The organism is Amycolatopsis sp. NPDC043887, assembly GCF_056435665.1.
Genome location: NZ_JBWKEB010000003.1, coordinates 435,097 through 451,735, shown reverse-complemented (window position 1 = coordinate 451,735; position 16,639 = coordinate 435,097). Strand labels below are relative to the sequence as shown.

At 68.7% G+C, this 16,639-nt stretch carries 13 protein-coding genes; 7 read left to right on the top strand and 6 right to left on the bottom strand.

Annotated features, from left to right (window positions below; translation table 11 throughout):
* Nucleotides 1–41 precede the first annotated feature (41 nt).
* The 3 genes from AC069H_RS11505 to AC069H_RS11495 all read right to left on the bottom strand — a co-directional run bounded on the left by AC069H_RS11505 (nucleotide 42) and on the right by AC069H_RS11495 (nucleotide 5,598).
* A complete protein-coding gene (locus AC069H_RS11505; RefSeq protein WP_478232179.1) occupies nucleotides 42–1,892 on the bottom strand; it encodes an ArnT family glycosyltransferase in 1,851 nt (616 codons plus the stop codon).
* Nucleotides 1,893–1,896: 4 nt separating this feature from the next.
* Nucleotides 1,897–3,429 carry a sensor histidine kinase gene (locus AC069H_RS11500; RefSeq protein ID WP_478232178.1) on the bottom strand — a complete coding sequence of 511 codons (1,533 nt, stop codon included), beginning with the start codon at nucleotides 3,427–3,429 and terminating at the stop codon, nucleotides 1,897–1,899.
* 156 nt (nucleotides 3,430–3,585) lie between these two features.
* Nucleotides 3,586–5,598: a fatty acid desaturase gene (locus AC069H_RS11495; RefSeq protein ID WP_478227763.1), complete on the bottom strand. Its 2,013-nt coding sequence runs from the start codon at nucleotides 5,596–5,598 to the stop codon at nucleotides 3,586–3,588.
* A gap of 568 nt (nucleotides 5,599–6,166) precedes the next feature.
* Between AC069H_RS11495 and tig the strand changes: the two genes are divergently transcribed.
* From tig to AC069H_RS11465, 6 genes are all read left to right on the top strand, one after another.
* Nucleotides 6,167–7,537, top strand: a complete 1,371-nt coding sequence (tig, locus tag AC069H_RS11490) for a trigger factor (protein ID WP_340687664.1) — start codon at nucleotides 6,167–6,169, stop codon at nucleotides 7,535–7,537.
* A 171-nt stretch (nucleotides 7,538–7,708) separates the two neighbouring features.
* Nucleotides 7,709–8,311: a ClpP family protease gene (locus AC069H_RS11485; protein ID WP_016332353.1), complete on the top strand. Its 603-nt coding sequence runs from the start codon at nucleotides 7,709–7,711 to the stop codon at nucleotides 8,309–8,311.
* A gap of 28 nt (nucleotides 8,312–8,339) precedes the next feature.
* Nucleotides 8,340–9,011, top strand: a complete 672-nt coding sequence (locus AC069H_RS11480; protein WP_340687665.1) for an ATP-dependent Clp protease proteolytic subunit — start codon at nucleotides 8,340–8,342, stop codon at nucleotides 9,009–9,011.
* Between the two features lie 218 nt (nucleotides 9,012–9,229).
* Nucleotides 9,230–10,525 carry an ATP-dependent Clp protease ATP-binding subunit ClpX gene (gene clpX, locus AC069H_RS11475; RefSeq protein WP_016332355.1) on the top strand — a complete coding sequence of 432 codons (1,296 nt, stop codon included), beginning with the start codon at nucleotides 9,230–9,232 and terminating at the stop codon, nucleotides 10,523–10,525.
* Nucleotides 10,526–10,643: 118 nt separating this feature from the next.
* Nucleotides 10,644–11,024, top strand: a complete 381-nt coding sequence (locus AC069H_RS11470; protein ID WP_478227639.1) for a hypothetical protein — start codon at nucleotides 10,644–10,646, stop codon at nucleotides 11,022–11,024.
* A gap of 76 nt (nucleotides 11,025–11,100) precedes the next feature.
* On the top strand, nucleotides 11,101–12,021 hold the full coding sequence (locus tag AC069H_RS11465; RefSeq protein WP_478232177.1) for an anti-sigma factor RsbA family regulatory protein: 921 nt from the start codon (nucleotides 11,101–11,103) through the stop codon (nucleotides 12,019–12,021).
* Between the two features lie 2 nt (nucleotides 12,022–12,023).
* On the opposite strand, the gene AC069H_RS11460 is transcribed toward AC069H_RS11465, so the two are convergent.
* Nucleotides 12,024–12,965: an alpha/beta hydrolase-fold protein gene (locus tag AC069H_RS11460; protein WP_478232176.1), complete on the bottom strand. Its 942-nt coding sequence runs from the start codon at nucleotides 12,963–12,965 to the stop codon at nucleotides 12,024–12,026.
* Between the two features lie 128 nt (nucleotides 12,966–13,093).
* The gene (locus AC069H_RS11455; RefSeq protein ID WP_478227642.1) at nucleotides 13,094–13,792 is read right to left on the bottom strand and encodes a TetR/AcrR family transcriptional regulator; all 699 of its coding nucleotides are present in this window, start codon (nucleotides 13,790–13,792) and stop codon (nucleotides 13,094–13,096) included.
* Between the two features lie 72 nt (nucleotides 13,793–13,864).
* Here AC069H_RS11455 and AC069H_RS11450 point away from each other — a divergent pair, with 72 nt between their 5' ends.
* Nucleotides 13,865–15,298 carry a carotenoid oxygenase family protein gene (locus tag AC069H_RS11450; RefSeq protein ID WP_478232175.1) on the top strand — a complete coding sequence of 478 codons (1,434 nt, stop codon included), beginning with the start codon at nucleotides 13,865–13,867 and terminating at the stop codon, nucleotides 15,296–15,298.
* Nucleotides 15,299–15,698: 400 nt separating this feature from the next.
* Here AC069H_RS11450 and fdhD read toward each other — a convergent pair whose 3' ends face one another.
* Nucleotides 15,699–16,544: a formate dehydrogenase accessory sulfurtransferase FdhD gene (gene fdhD / locus AC069H_RS11445; protein ID WP_478232174.1), complete on the bottom strand. Its 846-nt coding sequence runs from the start codon at nucleotides 16,542–16,544 to the stop codon at nucleotides 15,699–15,701.
* Between the last annotated feature and the right edge of the window lie 95 nt (nucleotides 16,545–16,639).

The window sequence follows — 16,639 nt, the reverse complement described above, 5'->3', positions numbered from 1 at the left end:
TTGTGCCCGAGCTGTGCGGTCGCTGTGTCCTGTCACGGGATTCACCGGCTCAGGTCGTAGACGGTGACACCGTCCACAGTGGTCGGTGTGTAGGTGTCCGCGACCCAGGCGGCGATCCGCTCGGCGGCGTCGCTGCCGGTCTCCCCGCGCATCATCATGCCTTCGCCGAGGAAGTAGTGGATCCGTCCACTTCGGACGTAGTGCTGGAACTGTTCCAGTGTCGGAGCCGGATCCGTCCCGTTGAACCCGCCGACGGCCATCACCGGCGCGCCGCTGCCGAGCTGATAGCCCGCCGCGTTGTTGGAGCCCAAGGTCGCCGCCGCCCAGGTGTACTTCGCACTGTCCTGCCGGATCAGGGCGGCGAGGTCGTCTCCGGGCAGGCTCGTCCCGAGCAGTCCGCCGGCGCCACCCATCCGTATACCCCCGCCCGTTTCCGGCCCTGCGGAGGGAAGAGCGCCGGAGTGCGGCGTGGCGGCCGTCGCGACGGTGTACGCGCCGGTGCCCGCGAGAACGGTGACCAGAGCGCCGACGGCGACCAGTCGCCTTGCCACGTCGGGCAATCGCGAGGCGAAGAACACCAGAAGAGCGCACAGGAGACCGGATACGAGAATCGCGATCGACAGCCCGGGAAGCCACTCGGATCGCCGTGACAGCAGGAGGTACGCCGTCAACGCGGTCAAGCCGATCCCGGCGCTCAGGGTGCCCGCGGCGGCCGGATTCCCTCGCGCGCGCCACAACTGGGTGCTCGCGATCCCGACGAGAGCGGCGACGGCAGGCGCGAGCGCGATCGTGTAGTACGCGTGGATGATGCCGCCCATATAGCTGAACACCACGGCGGTCACCAGGAACCAGCCACCCCAGACGATCAGCGCCGCACGCCCGCGATCGGTGCGTGGCGCGCGGCGGGTGAACCACAGCCCGGCGGCCAGCGCGACGACGGCGGCCGGAAGCAGCCACGCGATCCCGCCCGCCATCTCGCTGCCGAACAACCGGTCCCAGCCCGTGCCGCCCCAGCCGCCGTTGGGTCTTCCGCCGACACTGCCGACCTCGTCGCCGGTGATGCGACCGAGCCCGTTGTAGCCGAAAGCCAGCTCCCACAGGCTGTTCTCCTGCGAGCCGCCGATGTACGGCCGGTCGGCGGCGGGCCACAGCGCGACGACGGCGAGGTACCAGCCGGTTGACAAGAGGGTTGAGCTCAAAGCGCCGAGCAGGTGCAGCAGGCGGCGGCCCACCGGCGCCGGCGCGGCGATCAGGTAGGCGAGCGCGAACGCGGGCAGTACCAGGAACGCCTGCAGCATCTTGGCGAGGAAGCCGAAACCGATGGCGACCCCGGCCAGCGCCAGCCAGCGCGGGCTCGCCTTCTCCAGCGCGCGGACGACACAGTAGGCGCCCGCGGTCAGGAGCAGGACGAGCAGCGCGTCGGGATTGTTGAACCGGAACATCAGCGCGGCGGCCGGGGTGAGCGCGAGGACGGTACCCGCCAGCAGACCCGCCGCCGGACCGGAAGTCCGGCGCACCGCGGCGAACAGCAACGCCACCGAACCGACGCCCATCAACGCCTGCGGCACCAGGACGCTCCAGGAATCGACGCCGAACAGGCGCGCGGAAAGGCTCATCACCCACAACGCGGCCGGTGTCTTGTCGACCGTGATCGCGTTCGCGGCGTCGCTGGAACCGAAGAACAACGCCTTCCAGCTTGCCGACCCGGCCTGCGCGGCCGCGGAGTAGAAGGCGTTGGCCCAGCCGGATTCCCCGAGGTTCCAGAGATACAGGACGGCGGTCGCGAGCAGAAGCGCGGCCACGGACGGCCGGACCCAGCGCGGATCGGCCGGTTTGTCCCGGGCGGGGTGAGCGGTTCGATCGGCTTCGTCGCGGGAGGCGAGGAGGGTCATGGCGTCAGCGTCGGGGGCCGACCTGGGGCGTGGTTGTGCCGAAGCTGTGCACCCGCTGTGAGGAGCCGATCACCGGCAGCCGGACGGCGAACTCGGTGCGTCCCGGACGGCTGTGCACCTCGATCGTGCCGTGATGGGCCACGACGATGGCCGACGCGATCGCCATCCCGAGCCCGGTGCTGCCCGCGGTCCGGGACCGGGAGGAGTCGCCGCGGGCGAACCGCTCGAACACGCTCGGCAGGAGTTCGGGCGCGATACCGGGGCCGTCGTCGGTGACGGTCAGCACCGCGGCCCCGCCGGGCGAGCGGGTCAGCGCGGTGATCACCGTGGTGCCCGGCGGAGTGTGCGTGCGCGCGTTGGACAGCAGGTTCGCCAGTACCTGATGCAGACGCTGGACGTCACCGCGGACGAGCACCGGGCCCGGCGGGAGCCGCAGTTCCCAGCGGTGCTCCGGGCCTGCGACATACGCGTCGCCGACCGCGTCCGCGGCCAGCCGGGTCAGGTCGACTTCGCCCGCTTCGAGTGGCCGTCCCGCGTCGAGTCTCGCCAGGAGCAGGAGATCCTCGACCAGGGTCGTCATCCGCGCGGCCTCGGACTGGATCCGGGACATCGAGTGAGCGACCTCCGGCGGCGCCAGCGCGCTGCCGCGGCCGGCGAGTTCGGCGTACCCGCGGATCGCCGCGAGCGGGGTGCGAAGCTCGTGGCTCGCGTCGGCGACGAACCGGCGGACCCGGGTCTCGCTGGCGTGCCGTGCTTCCAGCGCCCGCGCGATATGCCCGAGCATGAGGTTCAGCGCCGAACCGACCTGGCCCACCTCGGTCCGCGGATCGGTGTCGATCTCGGGCACCCGCACGGAAAGCGCGACCTGTCCGCGGTCGAGCCGCATGGCCGACACCCGGCCCGCGGTCGCCGCGACCCGGTCGAGCGGCCGCAGCGTGCGCCGGACCGCGAACGCGCCGAGGAACCCGGCGCCGGCGACCCCCGCCGCCGCGACCCCGAACAGGATCCACCGGAGGGTGGCCAAGGTGTCCTGCATCGGCGCGAGCGGGAGCCCGGTGACGACCACGCCACCCGGGATCGAGACGGCTTGCACGCGGTAGTCGCCCAGGCCGCCGAGCGTCAGTGTCAGTGGCGGCCGGTCCGCCGGGATCATGAACAGGCCGGACTCCTGCTCGGCCGAGAGGCCCTGGGGAAGTCCTTGCACGGTAAGGACTCCCGCGTACAACACCCGGTCACCGGACAAGCGCACGCTGAGCGTCCCGGAGGCCTGGCCCGGCGCGTTGAGCGGATCGGGACCGAGGCCGTCCTCCGGTGGCCGTCTCGCGAAGTCGTGGGCGCGGGCCGACGCGGCCGAGAGCTGATCGTCGATCTGGCGGGTGAGGAACGACCGCAAGGCGATCTCGCCGGTGACGCCGATCACCAGGCAGACGAAGGTGAGCAGCAGCACCATCGAGCCGGTCAGCTTGGCGCGCAGGGAAAGCCGCCCGGGCCGGGGCCACCGGCGCGGGCCGGTGGACGGGGCCGAGCCGGTTGCCATGAGCCGAGCGTGCGCCGCGGTCGTATGCGCGCGTTGTGTCCCGCCTGTGAGCCCGCTGTGTGCTTCTGTGGTGGAGGCCGGTCCGTGAAGGCCTCCTTGCCTACCCTGAGGGTAGTGAAGGAGGCCTTCACTACCCTCCGGCGTCGCTGGGAAGCGTCAGCGGTCGTAGTCCACGCCCAGCTCGGGAGAGGTGGCCACCGCCCGGCAGGTCAGGATCCGCCCCGCCGCGACCTCGTCGTCCCCGAGGGCGTAGTGCACGTCCATCCGCGCGCTGCCCCGCACCACCGTCGCCCGGCAGGTGCCGCAGGCCCCGCCGATGCACGCGTACGGCGCGTCGACGCCGTGCCGGAGCGCGGCGCTGAGCACGGTTTCGCCCACCGTCGCGGGGATTTCGGCGGTCTTCCCGCCCGCGGTCACCGTCAGCGTCGGGCCCGGCCGCCGTGAGGGGCGGACGGGAAGCGCGCCCTGGAACAGCTCGAAATGGACGTTCTCCTCGGGCACGTCCCGGTCCGCGAGGGTCCGGCGGGCCATGTCGACGAGGTCGCGCGGGCCGCACAGGAACCACTCGTCCACCTTCGCCGGGTGCAGCCGCGACTGCAGCAGCGCGCGGAGACGGGTGCCGTCCAGGCGGCCGCGCTGGTAGCGCTCGTGCGAGATGGCGAGCGCCTCGCCCACGATGTCGAACGGCCTCTCGAGTCGTTGCGCGCGCAGGTCCGGGTCGCGTTCGTCGGTGCGGTAGTGCACGACGTGCAGCCGCCCGCCCAGCCGCGCGGCGAGGGCACCGAGTTCGTCGGCGAACATCGTGCTGGCGCCGGAGGTGTTGATGTAGAGCAGGGTCGCCTTGCTGTTCGGCTCGTCCTGCAAGGTCGCGGTCAGGATCGACAGGATCGGCGTGATCCCGCTGCCCGCGGCGAGCGCGACGTACCGGCCCGCGCGACTCCGCGCCGGGGTCAGCGTGAACTCGCCGTCCGGGGGCAGGACGTCCAGCGCGTCGCCCGCCGCGAGTTCCGTGTTGGCGAACGTCGAAAACGCGCCGCCGAGCTGATGCTTGATCGCGATCCGCAGCACACCGGAGTCCGGCGTCGAGCAGATCGAGTAGGCGCGCCGCACCTCTTCGCCGTCGACCTCCGCGCGGATGACGAGGTGCTGGCCGGGGGTGAACCGGAAGGTCTCCCGCAGCCGTTCCGGGACGTCGAACGTCACGGTGACGGCGCCCTCGCACAACGGCCGGACCTCGGCGACCCGCAGCGAATGGAACCGGCTCGGCCGCCGGGGCTGCGGTGCGGGCGGTTCCTCGTCGAACGAGCCGGTGAGCTGACGCCATTCGCGATACTCCGACGACGTCAGATCGCGGCCCCACGGGGTCGCGATCGGGACGTCCCTGGCGAGGTACGCGTCGCGGTTGTCCCGCCACGTGCGCAGGTACCGGTAGAACGGGATCGCCGGGTGGAGATGGTGCACCAGGTGGTAGTTCTGGCACAGCATGATCGGCGTCATCAGCCATTCGAGCCCGACGCGGACGCGCGTGGCGCCGAACCGGTTCTGCCGCCGCGCGCCGAGGTCGTGATGCGGCAGCCAGTCGAACCACCAGGCCAGCACGGCCAGTCCGACGCGTTGCGGGATCAGGTAGACCATCAGCAGTTCCCAGCCGTGACCGCTCACGGTCAGCCAGGCGAACGCGGCGAGGCTCAGCGTGACCACGGCCGCGGTCTCGGCCCGCTCCGACGGCGGCCGCGTGCGCTGCCGCGCCACGTAGAAGCGGGCGTACCAGAAGTCGATGGTCAGCCAGCGCAGCGGCAACTGCCACCAGGGGCCGTGCGCGGTCCAGGCGTCGGGATCGGTGTGGGCGTCCTCGTTGGTGTTGCGGTGGTGCTCCAGATGGATGTACCGCACCAGGGGGAAGGAGCCGTAGGCCGCCACGAACGGCATCGCGAGCCTGCCGAGCAGTTCGTTGACCCAGGTGAGCTGCCCGGCCGCGTGGTGCGTCGACTCGTGCAGCACGGTGAACATGGTGAAGGTGACGAGCGCGTGCAGGGGAATGGTCACCCAGAGCGGCCCGGTCTCGTTGACGACCAGCCAGGTGGCGCCCGTCCAGACCATGGCGCCGCCGATGAACAACAACACTGTCGGCACCGAGACCACCGGCAGCGGAAGACGCGGGTTGGGCACGCCGCGTCTCAGTCTTCTCTCGGGTGATTCCCCCGTGTCCTCGGACCGGGTTACGGCGACGGTCATCGATCGTTCCCCTCGGTCGATGCTACCGGGACAAGCTGTCACACCGTAGACAATTAGTATTGGTTTGTAAACTTCATCCGATCGCCGAAACGCCTCGTCATGGCGCCCGATGGTGAAGCGTGGCACGCATCCGTGTCCAGGAAAGGGTCGGTTCGTAACAGAGAAGAACCGAAAACTGGTCCGATCGGGTGGTCGGTGGGTGGTTCGCCGGACACGCCCCGAAAGCTCTGCTGGGCATGGTGACCGAGCACGAGGCGGTGGTGATGGCCCCGGGAACGGACCGGCGAGCGACACGGCACGGGCGGACGCGGCCGAGTACGACCCGGTACGAGGCCGATCCGCCCGCACCGCCGGGAACCACCTGGATCACGAACCCCATCGAACAGACCCACAGGACACGGCCTAGACTCGGTCGGCCCGGTCTGCAAGGTGACCAGGGCACATCCGCCGTCGACGACATGCGGATGCTCAAACACATCGTTTACCGCTCGAGGAGAATACGTTGAAGAGCACCGTCGAGCAGCTCAGCCCGACGCGAGTCAAGATCAATGTCGAGGTGCCGTTCGACGAGCTCAAGCCGAACTTCGACCGCGCCTACCGCAAGATCGCCCAGCAGGTGCGCATCCCCGGCTTCCGTCCGGGCAAGGCGCCGGCTCGCGTGCTGGAAAGCCGGATCGGGCGAGCCCCGGTGCTCGACGAGGTCGTCAACGAGGTCATTCCGGCCAAGTACATGGAAGCCGTGCGCGCGGGCGAGGTCCGCACGCTGGGCCAGCCCGAGTTCGAGGTGACCAAGCTGGAGGACCGTGAGGTCCTCGAGTTCACCGCCGAAGTCGACATCCGCCCGGAGATCTCGCTGCCCGACCTCGAGGGCTTCTCGGTCAGCGTCGACGACGTCGAACTGACCGACGCCGAGGTCGACGAGCAGCTCGACGAGCTGCGCGCCCGGTTCGGCACGCTCACCGGTGTCGACCGCCCGGCCGAGAACGGCGACTTCGTCTCGATCGACCTCGCGGCCACCGTCGACGGTCAGGAGGTCGAGGAGGCCTCGACCACCGGCCTGTCCTACGAGATCGGCTCCGGCCAGCTCGTCGACGGCATCGACGAGGCGATCATCGGCGCGAACGCCGGCGAGACCAAGACCTTCACCACGAAGCTGGTCGCCGGCGAGCACACCGGCAAGGACGCCGACGTCACCGTCACCGTGCAGACCATCAAGCAGCGCGAGCTGCCCGAGGCGGACGACGAGTTCGCCCAGATGGCGAGCGAGTTCGACACGATCGACGAGCTGAAGGCCGACCTTCGCGAGCGGCTCGGCCGCGTCAAAAAGATGCAGCAGGGCGTCCAGGCCCGCGACAAGGTCCTCGAGGAGCTGCTCGAGCGCACCGAGGTCGCGATCCCGGAGAAGGTCCTCGAGGCCGAGATCGAGAACCGCAAGCACGACGCGATCCACCCCTTCGACCACGACGAGGCGCAGTTCGCGAAGGCGCTCGAGGCCGAAGGCCGCACGATCGAGGAGTTCGACACGGAGGTCCGCGAGGAGTCGGAGAAGGCGGTCCGCACGCAGCTGCTGCTGGACAGCATCGCCGACGCCGAGCAGACGTCGGTCAACGACGGCGAGCTCACCGAACGGATCATCTACCAGGCGCAGCGCTTCGGCGTCAGCCCGGACGAGTACGTCCAGCGGGCGCAGCAGTCCGGCCAGCTGACCGCGATCTACGCCGACGTCCGTCGCGGCAAGGCGCTGGCCTCGGTGGTCCGCAAGACCACCGTGACCGACGCTTCCGGCGCCACGGTCGACCTCGAAGAGCTCTTCGGTCCCGCAACCGAGGAGACGCAGGTCACCGAGGAACCCGCGAAGACTGCGGCCGAGTAGGGAATATCCGGTCCGTCCGAAACGGACCGTAAAGCTGTAAGCGAACTTGGGCGGTGTCAGGCATTCTGCACCGCCCAAGTTCGTTAGGGTCGGTTGCAAGATCTCAAGCATCTGGACATACGCGGCGGCGAAGGTTCCACCCGCCGCCGTCGGCGAAAAGGCAGGCATGACGTGACGCAGCACACGCCCCAGGCGCGGACCGGTACCGCAGGGCTCAACCTCACCGACTCGGTCTTCGAGCGGTTGCTCCAGGAGCGCATCGTCGTCCTCGGCTCCGAGGTCAACGACGAGGTCGCCAACCGGATCACCGCCCAGTTGTTGCTGCTCGACGCAGACGACTCCGAGTCGGACATCCGCTTCTACATCAACTCGCCCGGTGGCTCGGTCACCGCGGGTTTCGCGATCTACGACACCATGCAGCTGATCCGCCCGGACGTCGCGACCTACGCGATGGGCCTGGCCGCGTCGATGGGGCAGTTCCTGCTCTCCTCCGGCACGCCCGGCAAGCGGTATGCGCTGCAGCACGCGCGCATCCTCATGCACCAGCCCTCCGCGGGGGTCGGCGGTACGGCCTCCGACATCGCCATCCAGGCCGAGGTGTTCGGCAAGTGGAAGCAGGAGCTGGCCCGGATCACCGCCGAGCAGACCGGCCAGACGGTCGAGCAGATCGTCAAGGACGGTGACCGCGACCGCTGGTTCACCGCGCAGGAGGCGAAGGACTACGGCTTCGTGGACCAGGTCCTCACTCGTGAGAACCCGCTTCCCAACAGCTGATCCGCGCCCGGCACACAGGAGAATTTCAATGAACGACTTCCAGCTTCCGAACGGGTCGCAGGTGCCCGGGATGCAGTCGCGGCTCCAGCTGCCGCAGTCGCGGTACGTCCTGCCCTCGTACGTCGAGCGCACGAGCTACGGCATCAAGGAATCGAACCCGTACAACAAGCTGTACGAAGAGCGCCAGATCATGCTCGGCGTGCAGATCGACGACGCGTCGGCGAACGACGTCATGGTCCAGCTGCTGCACCTCGAGCACGAGGACCCGGACCGCGACATCATGATCTTGATCAACTCGCCCGGTGGCTCCTTCACCGCGCTGATGGCGATCTACGACACGATGCAGTACGTCCGCCCCGACATCGTCACCATGTGCATCGGCCAGGCCGCTTCGGCCGCCGCGGTGCTGCTGGCCGCCGGTACCCCCGGCAAGCGGTTCACCCTGCCGAACTCGCGTGTGCTGATCCACCAGCCCGCCACCGAGGGCACGTACGGCCAGGTGTCGGACCTGGAGATCCAGGCCAACGAGATCCAGCGGGTGCGGCGCCAGATGGAGGTCATCCTGGCGAAGCACACGAACAAGGACGCCGACGAGGTCAAGAAGGACATCGAGCGCGACAAGATCCTGACGGCCGACGAGGCCAAGGCGTACGGGATCGTCGACGAGGTGCTCGAGTACCGCAAGGCTTCGAGCAGCTGATCGCGGGAGGGGACCGGTGCGTGTCGGGAGACGACACGCACCGGATCCCTGGTCTATGGTCAGCTTCTGGCGTGCTCAGATGTGGCGTTGGTTCTCCCGCCGACGGCATCGGGCGGGTACCGTCAGTGGCAGTGTGTGAGGCTCCGAGCGGTCATCCGTGACCGGGGCGGTAAGACAGTCAGGCGCATATCGCGCCGGAGGGGACGAGGTCAACGGCCATGGCACGGATCGGTGACGGCGGCGACCTGCTGAAATGTTCTTTCTGCGGCAAGAGCCAAAAGCAGGTGAAGAAGCTCATTGCCGGCCCCGGGGTCTACATCTGCGATGAGTGCATCGATCTCTGCAACGAGATCATCGAAGAGGAACTGGCCGAGGCCGGTGAGGTCAAGCTCGACGAGCTGCCCAAACCCGCCGAGATCCACGAGTTCCTCGAGCAGTACATCATCGGCCAGGACGACGCGAAGCGATCGCTGGCCGTGGCGGTGTACAACCACTACAAGCGTGTGCAGTCCGACGACAAGGCTGGGCCCAAGGATTCCAAGGACGAGACCGTCGAACTGGCGAAGTCCAACATCCTGATGCTGGGCCCGACGGGCTGCGGCAAGACCTATCTGGCCCAGACCCTCGCGAAGATGCTGAACGTCCCGTTCGCGATCGCGGACGCCACGGCGCTCACCGAAGCCGGGTACGTGGGCGAGGACGTCGAGAACATCCTGCTCAAGCTGATCCAGGCGGCGGATTACGACGTCAAGCGCGCCGAGACGGGCATCATCTACATCGACGAGGTCGACAAGATCGCCCGGAAGTCGGAGAACCCGTCGATCACCCGCGACGTGTCCGGCGAGGGTGTGCAGCAGGCGCTGCTGAAGATCCTCGAGGGCACCACCGCGTCGGTGCCGCCGCAGGGCGGCCGCAAGCACCCGCACCAGGAGTTCATCCAGATCGACACGACGAACGTGCTGTTCATCGTGGCAGGCGCGTTCGCCGGGCTGGAGAAGATCATCAACGAGCGGGTCGGCAAGCGCGGCCTCGGTTTCGGCGCGGAGATCCGCACCAAGGCCGAGATCGACGAGAGCGACATCTTCTCCGACACCATGCCGGAGGACCTGATCAAGTTCGGGTTGATCCCGGAGTTCATCGGCCGCCTCCCGGTCGTCGCGACGGTGACCCACCTCGACAAGGACTCGCTGGTCAGCATCCTGACCACACCGCGAAACGCGCTGGTGAAGCAGTACAAGAAGCTCTTCGAGATGGACAACGTCGAGCTGGAGTTCACCAAGACCGCGCTCGAGGCCATCGCCGACCAGGCCGTGCTCCGCGGCACCGGCGCCCGTGGCCTGCGCGCGATCATGGAAGAGGTCCTGCAGCCGGTCATGTACGACATCCCCAGCCGCGACGACGTCGCGAAGGTCGTCATCACCGAGCAGACCGTCCGCGAGAACGTGAACCCGACGATCGTGGCGCGTCAGCCGTCACGCCGTCGCAGCAGCGAGCGCGGCGAGAAGTCCGCCTAGAGAACGCATCTTTGAAAGTACGCTGTCGTCACCGACGCCCCGGCCGGATCCTTCCGGCCGGGGCGTCGGTTTCTCCGGCCCGGTCCGGCCGGTGACCGGACCGGGATAGGATGCGAAGGTGCCGCTGACTCCCACGAAGGACGAGAACGAGGCTCCCGAGCTGGCAGCCGCGAGTCCGCGCGAGGTCAGGGGACTCGTCGAGCTCACCGAACGCATCGTCGTCGGGGCCTACCGCGGGCATCCGTGGATCCCGCGCGCGCTGACGATCGCGCTGGGCGTGCTGGTGGCGACCTGCCTGGTGGCCGGTGTCGTGCGCCTCTCGCCGCTGCCGCTGATCCCGCTGCCGTTCTTCGCCGTTTCGGCGTACGCGCTGATCCGCGTCAAGGCGGCGCGGAGCGCGGAGGCGAACCAGTCGCTTGTCGCCTGGACCGGCCTGTTCACCGGTGCGACGCTCGCCGGATTCTGGTTGATCTCGATGGCGGGACGCTGGCTCGGCTGATCGGGCCTGGCACTCCTTTTCGATCTCCCTCCGTTAGCAGGGTTTCAGAACTCCCCGAACGGGGTAAGACGACTCTGTGACAGTCACCGCGGGTCCCTTCTCTCATGTGGGCCTGCTCTACTCCGGTGACTCCGAGTACCTGGACGGTACGATTCCGTACATCCTGGAGGGCTTGAAGCACGACGAGCCTGTTGCGGTGGCCGTGCCGGGCCGGAACCTGGCCCTGATCGAAAGGGCGTTGGGGGATTCCGCCGCCGAGGTCGAACTCATCGACATGAGCGAAGCGGGCCGGAATCCGGGCCGCATCCTTCCCTGTGTGCTGCTCGCGTTCGCGGACAACCGGCCGGGGCCGGTCCGGATCATCGGCGAGCCGATCTGGGCGGGCCGCTCGGCCGTCGAGTACCCGGCGTGCGCGCAGCACGAAGCGCTGATCAACTTCGCCTTCGGTGACCGCGACCTCAGCATCCTGTGCCCCTACGACCGGACGCGGCTCGAAGACGACGTCCTCGCCGACGCCGAGCGGACCCATCCGACCCTGTCCGGTGCCGGCGGAGATCGCCCGAGCGCGGGCTACGCGCCCGACGCGGTCGTCGAGAAGTACAACCTGCCGCTGCCCGAGCCGCGGTCGGCCGACGCGTTCCGCTTCGACCTCGGCAGGCTCGCAGCGGTGCGCAGGTTCGCGCAGACCAGGGCCGAAGAGAGCGGGCTCGCCCCGGACCGGGTGGAGGATCTCGTGCTCGCCGTGGCGGAACTGTCCGCCAACAGCGTGCTGCACGGTTCGGGCCACGGTGTCGTCCGTGTCTGGCGGGACGAGGGCCACGTACTCTGCGAGGTCCTCGACGAAGGCACCTTGAGCGATCCGCTGGCGGGCCGCCGTCCCGCTTCGCCGGGGCAGCTCGGCGGACGTGGCCTGGTGCTGGTGAACCAGGTCGCCGACCTGGTCCGGCAGTACCTCAGACCGGGCTCGACCGTGACCAGGATCTACTTCCGCGTCTGAATTCAGGCGTGCTTCGGGACGTGCTTGCCGAGGAACGCGATCAGGCTCGGCACGACCGTGCGGTTGAAGGTGTCGCCGTGCTTGCCGCGCGCGGTGTGCGCGACCATGGGACGCGCTTCGGAGATGAACTTCCGCACCCCGCCGATGAACGGGTCTTCGGTCCCGCACCAGATCCCGGTCGGCACGCTCTTGGTGACGTCGATGTGGCGCAACGGATCCAGCGAGCCCCAGTCGGCGGCGTCGCGGAACGCGCGCCGTTTGCTCATCTCGGCCCACGATGTGATCAGCGCGGGCGCGAGCGCCGCGACCGCGGCGGGCGGACGACGGCGTTCCAGGCGGCGCCGGGTGTACAGCAGCGCGCCGAAGCCGCCCATCGAAAGTCCGGTGGCGGCGAACGGCTGCCCGTCCCGGCCGCCGAGGCCGCGTGCGGCCAGCCAGCGGGGGACCTCTTCGAGCAGCATCGCCATCGGGTTGTCACCGGGCTGGTTCTCGTGCCAGTAGTGGTCACCGCCGTCGACGGCGACGAACCCGAACGGGGGCACCGCCTTGCGGGCGACCTCGCTGCCGAGCTGCTTGAGCAGCCCGGTGGGGGCCGCGTGACGTGCGGTGCCGTGGAGGCCGTGCAGCATCAGCGACATCGGCAGGCCCTTGGGCGGGGCCTTGGTCGGCAGCATGAGCACGAGATCGACCTCGCGGCCGCGGGCTTCGGAGTAGACGCGTTCGACGCGGGGGCTGCCCAGCTGAGTGGCCGGCGTCGGCGACGCGACGCCGAGCGCCCGCTGGAGCGCTTCGCTGAACGGCAGAGCTCCGGTGGCCGTTCCGGCGGCGAGCCCGGCGACTCCGAGACCGGAGGCGCCGGCGATCAGCACGGAACGACGGCTCAGCCACCGGCGGGCGCCGTCCACCCCCGGCAGCGTCGTATGCCCCTGGTCGTCCTCGTTCACCGATCCCCGTTCCCCCTCCCAGTCCCCCCCGCGGTCTCTTACCAGGCGGCAGGCTTCCACCAGGTCAGACGAGCGTTTCCGCTCGAAGGTTGCACGATTCACCGACCTGTGACCGGGGTATCGCCGGATCAGGTGCCGATGTTTCCCTCTTTCGCGCGCCAGGCCTCGATCGAGATCCGCGCGGACCGCGTCGCGGCCTCGTAAGTGTCGCCGAGACCCACGCCGAGGGCGGTGGCCAGGGGAATCAGGATGTGGTCCACACCATTGTCGCCGTCGCCGAAGTGGCCGGCGACCTCCAGCGTGATGTAGCCGTGCACGGCGCTCCAGAGCTGGGCGGCGACCGCGAACTCCGGGGCCGGGCGGAACCGGCCCGTGTCGATCACCCGCTTCGCCGCGCGGACGAGGAAGCCGAACGCCTCGATGCCCTCTTCGCTGGCGTTCTGGCGGGTCTCCTCTTTGGTCATGTCGCCCAGCGCCGCCTTTTGCCCGCTGGGCTGGCTCTGGCCGAAGGCCACCGCGTAGAGCTGCGGGTTGTCCACCACGGTCCGCCGGTACGCCAGCGCCAGGGTGAGGATGTCGGCCACCGGGTCGTCGGTTTCCCCGACTTCGCCCAGATTCGCCGACAGCCGCCGGAACCCCTCGCGCGCGACCTCGTCCACCAGCGCGCCCATCCCGCCGAAATGGGTGTACACGGCCATGGTCGACGCGCCGATCTCGGCCGCCAGCTTGCGGGCCTGGAGCGCCTCGGGGCCGCCGTCCGAGAGCAGCCGGATCGCCGCCTCGATCAGCTTGGCCTTGACCTCGGCGGCGGAGGGTTTCGGTGCCATGCTTGCCAGTGTCTCATAACCCTGTTATAAACGAGTACATAACATTGTTATTCCAGCGCTAGGGGGTCAGTTATGGGCAACAAGTTCCTCGAAGGCAACTTCGCCCCGGTCAGCCGTGAGCACACGATCACCGAACTGCGCGTCACCGGGCATGTCCCGGAGTACCTGGACGGGCGCTATCTGAGGAACGGGCCGAACCCGCTGTCCGAAGTGGACCCGGCGACCTACCACTGGTTCATGGGCGACGGCATGGTGCACGGCGTCCGGCTGCGGGACGGCCGCGCCGAGTGGTACCGCAACCGCTGGGTGCGCAACCCGCGGCTGTCCGGGGAGCTTGGCGAGAGCTGGGGCGGCGGTGTGACCGCGTCCCTGGGGGCCAACACGAACGTGATCGGCCACGCGGGTAAGACCCTCGCGCTGATCGAAGGCGGCGCGACCAGCTTCGAACTGACCGACGAACTCGACACCGTCGGTGCCTGCGACTTCGACGGCACGCTGCCGGGCGGCTACACCGCCCATCCGAAGCGTGATCCGGAGACCGGCGAACTGCACGCCGTGTCGTACTTCTTCGGCTCGGGCAACAAGGTCCAGTACTCGGTGATCGACGCGCAAGGCCGTGCGCGCCGCACGGTCGGCATCGAGGTCGCCGGCTCGCCGATGATGCACGACTTCTCCCTGACCGAGAAGCACGTGGTCTTCTACGACCTCCCGGTCACCTTCGACAGTGAGCAGGCCGTCGCCGCGTCCGTGCCGTCGGTCCTGCGCGCGCCCGCGCGGCTCGTGATGTCCGCGTTGGTGGGCAAGGTGAAGGTGCCGGATCCCTTCGGGGCGAAGCTGCGTCAGCGGATCTCGGGCAACGCGGGCCTGCCGTACCGCTGGAACCCGAGGTACCCGGCGCGGATCGGGGTCATGCCGCGCGACGGCGGCAACGGCGACGTCCGCTGGTTCGAGATCGAGCCGTGCTACGTCTTCCACCCGATGAACGCCTACGACGACGGCGACGACATCGTGCTGGACGTCGTCCGGCACCCGAAGATGTTCGACACGGAACTGCTCGGACCCGCAGAGGGCCCGCCGACCCTGGATCGCTGGACCATCGACCTGACCGTCGGCAAGGTCGTCGAAGAACGCCTCGACGACCAGGGGCAGGAGTTCCCGCGTGTCGACGAGCGTTTGGTGGGACGGCGGCACCGCTACGGCTACTCGGTGTCCACAAGGGACGGATCGGCGTCCTCCGGTGCACTGCTCAAGCACGACCTGTGGAACCGTTCGGTCGCTTCGAGGGAATTCGGTGCGGGCAGCCAGGTGGGGGAGTTCGTCTTCGTTCCGTCCTCTGTGGACGCAGGGGAGGACGAGGGCGTGCTGATGGGCTTCGTCTACGACGCCGCGACGCAGAAGAGCGAGCTGACCATTTTGGACGCGGGGACCCTGGAGACCGTCGGTGCCGTGCACCTGCCGGACCGGGTCCCGAACGGCTTCCACGGCAACTGGGTCGCCTCCGAGTAAAGGTCCTCGTGAGTGGTAAGGACGGTTCTAATGGGGGGAAGGGCAAACGTGGCGTGATCGACTCCCTGTCACGCGGGCCGTCTTCGCCGACTTCGTGATGAAATCGCCGCGCTGGACAACAGGGTTCCGGACTGGCTTGCCGGCCGGCTCCGGCGTGACGTGTCCACCTGGGCGGCTTCACGCCGATTGCGCGCCCGATTGATGTCATGATGTCCGCTTCTTGCCGAGGTCGTGAGTGGTAAAGACGGTTAGAACCCGAATCGCCACTCACGACCCCCGCACAAAGCGCCCAAATCGGGCACGCGGGGTGTTTTTGTGTCCTTTGTAGACAGTGGGGTCGCGATCAGTCCGGCAGGCCGGGCCTCCAGCACGCAGCACGCCACATTTGACCTTCCCCTCTCTAACCGTCCTTACCACTCACGAGGCCGAGCACCCGCTGTTCGCCGCTGTAGAGGTTCATGCTGTCGCCACGCAGGAAACCGATGAGGGTCATGCCGTTCTCGTCGGCCAGTTCCGCGGCCAGCGACGACGGCGCGGAAACCGCCGCCAGCAGGCCGATCCCGGCCATGGCGGCCTTCTGCACCAGTTCGAACGAGGCGCGGCCGGACACCAGCAGTCCGACGTCCGACGCGGGGATCCGGCTCTCCTGCAGCGCCCAGCCGAGGACCTTGTCGACGGCGTTGTGCCTGCCGACGTCTTCGCGGACGACGGCGAGGTTCCCGTCACCGTCGAACAGGGCGGCCGCGTGCAGCCCGCCGGTGCTGGAGAAGACCTTCTGGTGTGCGCGAAGCGTGTCCGGGAGTTTCGACAGCACTCCGGTGCTCACCGCGAACTCGGACTTCTCCGGCGAAAACCGGCCCTTCAGTTTCACCGCGTCGAGCGCGGCCTTGCCGCAGACGCCGCACGAGGACGTGGTGTAGAAGTTCCGCTCGACGCCCGTCTCCGGCGGAGCCACCCCAGAGGCCAGCGCGATGTCCAAGACGTTGTAGGTGTTGCGGCCCTGGTCGTCGACGCCGTCGCAGTACCGCGCGACCGCGACGTCCTCGCGCGAGGTGAGCACGCCCTCCGACAGCAGGAACCCGTGCGCCAGTTCCACGTCGTTGCCGGGTGTCCGCATGGTGACCGCGAGTGCCTTGCCGCCGACGCGGATCTCCAGCGGTTCTTCGGCCGCGAGCACGTCGGGCCGCCGTACGTCCTTCGCCGCGGAGATCTTCCGCACCGGACGCCGCACCGTCACCCTGCCCACTTGTCCACCCTTCTGACCGATTGTTCGACACTTGAGTACTGCAACGTCGGGAATTAAGTAATACATTCCCAGTGCACATCCTCAGAGTACGGAGG